The organism is Mesorhizobium sp. M7A.F.Ca.CA.003.01.2.1 (assembly GCF_003998945.1).
In the GTDB taxonomy this organism is placed as follows: Bacteria; Pseudomonadota; Alphaproteobacteria; order Rhizobiales; family Rhizobiaceae; genus Mesorhizobium; species Mesorhizobium ciceri.
Genome location: NZ_RZRA01001039.1, coordinates 1 through 1,868 on the forward strand (window position 1 = coordinate 1; position 1,868 = coordinate 1,868).

The following is a 1,868-nucleotide window of genomic DNA, read 5'->3' on the forward strand; positions in this document are numbered from 1 at the left end:
AGCTTGAATTCCAGGCCGTCGATGAGCAGCGTGTCACCAAAGCCCTTCGACAGGCCTTCCGCCTCGATCACGACATTGCCGAGCCGCTCGCCGTGCGGGATGACGATCTGCGTATCGCTCGGACGCCGCTTGTCGGCTGCATCCAAAAGGTCCTGGAACGCCTGGATACGCGCCTTGGACTTGGTCTGGCGGGCCTTCGGGCTCGACTGGATCCATTCGCGCTCGCGGCCGATGGCGCGCTGGCGGGCATCGTCCTCGCGGCCTTCCTGCTTGAGCCGCTTGGCCTTGGCTTCGAGGTATTTGGTGTAGTTGCCCTCATAGGGAATGCCGCGGCCGCGATCGAGTTCCAGGATCCAGCCGGTGACGTTGTCGAGGAAGTAGCGATCGTGGGTGATGATCATCACGGCGCCCGGATAGGCACGCAGATGCTTTTCCAGCCATGCCGTGGTTTCGGCGTCGAGATGGTTGGTCGGTTCGTCGAGCAGCAGAAGGTCGGGCTGGCGCAGCAAAAGCTGGCAAAGCGCGACGCGGCGGCGCTCGCCGCCCGAAAGCTTGGTGACTTCCGAATCCTTGGGCGGGCAGCCCAGCGCTTCCATCGCCATCTCGACCTGCTGTTCGAGGTCCCATAGGTTCAGCCGGTCCATCTCGTCCTGGAGCTTGGCCGACTCGTCGGCCGTCTCGTCGGAATAGTTCATCATCAATTCGTTGTAGCGCTCGATGATGGCGGTCTTGGCGGCGACGCCTTCCATGATGTTTTCGAACACGGTCTTGTCCGGATCGAGCGCCGGCTCCTGCGCCAGGTAGCCGACAGTGGCGCCTTCGGCGAGCCACGCTTCGCCGTTCCACTCCTTGTCGAGCCCAGCCATGATCTTGAGGATCGTCGACTTGCCCGAACCGTTGGGGCCGAGGATGCCGATCTTGGCGTCCGGATAGAAGGAGAGATGGACATTCTCGAGCACCTTCTTGGTGCCATAGGCCTTGTTGAGGCCGGCCATGTGATAGATGAACTGGCGTGCCACGCGCGCTTTCCCTGAAAAACCGACTGGATTTGTCGAATTGAATGGAGGTTGGCCGCTATGTAGGCGATGCGGCGGCGAACGGCAATCGCTTTTGCCAGATCAGGCCAATCACACGGACAAGCTTGGACCGCTGCTCGTGCAGTCTGGGCGCCGTTCAGCCGCCCTTACTGGAACCCGATAGCGTCGACGGTGCCGGTCGGGCAGCCTGCCTTGTTGGTCGGCACCGAAGCCAGCAGCAGGTCCTTGAGCGCGCTGTTTGGGCCGATCGGGCCGGCGAGGCCGAGCGTCAGTTCGCCGATCAGCCGCCTGCCGCTCGACGGATCGATGACGCAGGAAACGCGCACGCGGTCCCCTGCTCCCGCCCCGAAGGCAGTGTCGAAAGCGCCGCGGATCTGGTCGGCCGTTAGCTTGCCGCCGATGTTTTTGGCAAAGAGATCGCGCACCGGCGAACTGTTCACCGCGCGCATCAAATTCAGCGCATCGGAGAAATAGTCCTGCTGGCTCTTGCCGTAGCAGGTGCCGTGCTTGATCCATTCATGCCGTTCGAGATGGGAGGCCGTTCCAGGCATCACCTGATCGAGTTCCGTGCGGGTGTTGGCGTCAAGATTGACCGGCGGCAGGTCTTTCCAGTGGGCCGGATTGTCGTTGGCCTTGTCGCTCGCCGTCGCCTGGCAATAGAAATTGCCATTCGGCTGCGGCCACAGGCCGTGCAAGGTGAAATGCGTGGCGTCGAAATCGCCGGCACTTTGTGCCCTGCATTCGGTCTTGTTCGACTTTGTCTCGCAAAACGCCGGCTGCCAGCTCAGCGCGAAGACGTATTCGGGCTTCCCCGATGCCGCCGGCTTGCCT

At 62.4% G+C, this 1,868-nt stretch carries 2 protein-coding genes; both read right to left on the reverse strand.

The window, feature by feature from the left end:
* Positions 1-1,019 (reverse strand): ATP-binding cassette domain-containing protein (locus EN969_RS29320; RefSeq protein WP_127419640.1); only part of this gene is annotated, 1,019 nt, incomplete at its 3' end.
* A gap of 164 nt (positions 1,020-1,183) precedes the next feature.
* Positions 1,184-1,868, reverse strand: a 685-nt coding sequence (locus EN969_RS29325) for a ribonuclease (protein WP_127419641.1), incomplete at its 5' end; no start/stop codon positions are given.